The following is a 2,829-nucleotide window of genomic DNA, read 5'->3' as shown; positions in this document are numbered from 1 at the left end:
ACCAGATCCACTCACCCTGCAGCAGCCGTTTCCTCCTTCCAGAAGCTGAGCTACCCAGCGTCTGAGGCATAGCGTCGCACCTAACCCTCGCCGTCCACGTTCGTCACGCAACGGCCACACAGCTCCGGATGCGCAGCGTGGGAGCCCACATCCGGCTGGTGGTGCCAGCAGCGTGCGCACTTGCCATACTCACTGGCCAGCACCTGCACCTTCAACCCGCTCACCGCCGTATCTTCCAGCTCGGCAGGCGCCTCGCCCAGCGGCTTGAGGGTGGCCGCTGAGGTAATGGTGACGAAGCGCAGCTCATCGCCCAGACGATTCAGCAGCGCCTGTTGCTTGTCATCCACATAGAGCACCACCTCGGCACTGAGCCCGCCCTTGATCAGCTTGTCGCGGCGGGCATTCTCGATGGCCTTGTTCACCGCCTGCTTCACATCCTGCATCTGCTGCCAGAAGCTGCGATCCATATCTGCATCGGTGAGAGCGAAAAGCCCTGTATACCATTCCGCCAGGAATACGGAGTCGAGGCGCTCGCCGGGCAGGTTTTCGTAGATTTCCTCGGCGGTAAAGCTGAGCACCGGTGCCATCCAGCGCACCAGCGCCTGGGCGATATGATAAAGGGCCGTCTGGCAGGAGCGACGCGCCACGGAATCCGCCTGGGTGGTGTACTGGCGATCCTTGATGATATCCAGGTAGAAGCCGCCCAGATCCAGGGCACAGAAGTTGTGCAGTTTCTGGTAGACCTGATGGAAATGGTAACCCTCGTACAGCTCCTGAATGTCTTCCTGCAGTTGCAGGGCGCGATCGACGATATAGCGATCCAGCGCCAGCATCTGCTCCGGCTCAAGGGCGTCAGCCGGGTCGAAACCGCTCAGGTTGGAGAGCAGGAAACGGCTGGTATTGCGGATGCGCCGATAGCTGTCGCCCATCTGCTTGAGGATGTCCTTGGACACGGACATCTCGCCACGATAATCGGTAGCCGCCACCCACAGGCGCAGGATATCGGCGCCCAGGTCATTCCACACTTCCTGAGGGGCGATCACATTGCCGACGGACTTGGACATCTTGCGGCCATGCTCATCCACGGTGAAACCATGGGTCAGCACGGTCTTGTAAGGTGCTGCATCGCGAACCGCCAGGCTGGTCAGCAACGAAGACTGGAACCAGCCACGGTGCTGGTCAGACCCTTCCAGATACAGGTCTGCCGGGGTGTTCAGCTGCTCACGTTGGTCCAGCACGCAGAAATGAGTGACACCGGAATCGAACCACACATCCAGGGTATCGGTCACCTTGCTGTACTGGTCGGCCTGCTCGCCGAGCAATTCAGCGGGCGCCAGATCGAACCAGGCATCAATGCCTTCCTGCTCCACCCGCTGGGCGACCTGTTCGATCAGGGCCGGGGTGTCCGGATGCAGCTCACCGGTTTCCTTGTTCACGAACAGGGCAATGGGCACGCCCCAGGTCCTCTGGCGGGAGATACACCAGTCCGGGCGGTCGGTGAGCATGCCTTCGATGCGGGCCTTGCCCCACTCCGGCAGCCACTGCACCTTGTCGATTTCCTGACGAGCGCGTGGCAACAGCCCGGCCTGGTCCATGGAAACGAACCACTGGGCGGTGGCGCGGAAGATCAGTGGCGTCTTGTGACGCCAGCAATGCGGGTAGCTGTGCTCAATTTTTGCCAGCTTCACCAGGGCACCGCTTTCCTGCAGTGCCTCAATCACCGGTTCGTTGGCTTTGCTGACGTGCAAGCCGCCCACCACCGGCAGGTCATCACGGAACAAGCCGCTATCCAGCACCGGGCTGATCGGGTCCAGATCGTATTGCTGACCGACCACGAAATCGTCGGCACCGTGGCCGGGCGCCGTGTGCACCAGGCCGGTACCGGCATCAGTGGTCACGTGCTCACCAAGAATCACCGGTACCTGGGCGTCCAGGAACGGATGCTGCAGCGTCAGCATTTCCAGTTTGTCGCCTTTCACGGTGGCAGAGCGGGATACGCCGTCCATGCCCCAACGCTCGACCAGATCGTCCGCCAGCGCCTCGGCCACCAGCAGCTCCCGTGACTGCCCCTCTATCTCTCCAGACAGCAGCACATAATCCAGTTCCGGATGCACGGCGACGGCCCGGTTAGCGGGGATCGTCCAGGGTGTAGTGGTCCAGATCACCAACGCCGGGGCGCTGGCCTTGATGCCGGAGCGGGCAGCAAAATCCGCCCCATCCACCACACTGAACGCCACATCAATGGCCGGGGACACCTTGTCGTAGTATTCCACTTCCGCTTCCGCCAGGGCGGAGGCGCAGTCCAGACACCAGTGCACCGGCTTGAAGCCCTGCTGCAGGTGGCCGTTGTCGACGATCTTGCCCAGGGAGCGGATGATATTCGCCTCAAAGGCGTAATCCATGGTCAGGTAAGGATTGTCCCAGTCGCCGAACACGCCCAGGCGCATAAAGTCCGCCTTCTGGCCATTCACCTGCTTGCTGGCGTATTCACGGCATTTCTTGCGGAACGTGCCGGCATCCACCTTGTGCCCGGCCTTGCCGACCTTCTTTTCCACCATCAGTTCGATGGGCAGACCATGACAATCCCAGCCCGGCACATAGGGGGCATCAAAGCCGGCCAGGGTGCGGGACTTGACGATCATGTCCTTGAGGATCTTGTTCACCGCATGGCCGATATGAATGTCGCCGTTGGCGTACGGAGGGCCATCGTGAAGAATAAACTTGGGCCGACCGGCAAAGGTCTCGCGGATCTTCTGGTAGAGCTGCTTTTGCTGCCACTCTTTCAGCCGCGCCGGTTCGCGCTGGGACAGACCGGCTTTCATGGGAAAG

Annotated in this window: 1 protein-coding gene; it reads right to left on the bottom strand. The window is 61.3% G+C overall.

Annotated elements, in window-relative coordinates:
• Positions 1–80: 80 nt before the first annotated feature.
• On the bottom strand, positions 81–2,829 hold a 2,749-nt coding region (ileS, locus tag ACFE0K_RS12695), incomplete at its 5' end, for an isoleucine--tRNA ligase (RefSeq protein WP_434536409.1).

The sequence above is a fragment of the Alcanivorax sp. genome (assembly GCF_051117345.1).
Taxonomy (GTDB): Bacteria; Pseudomonadota; Gammaproteobacteria; order Pseudomonadales; family Alcanivoracaceae; genus Alcanivorax.
The sequence above is the reverse complement of the archived record's forward strand: the minus strand, read 5'-3'. Positions and strand labels throughout refer to the sequence as shown.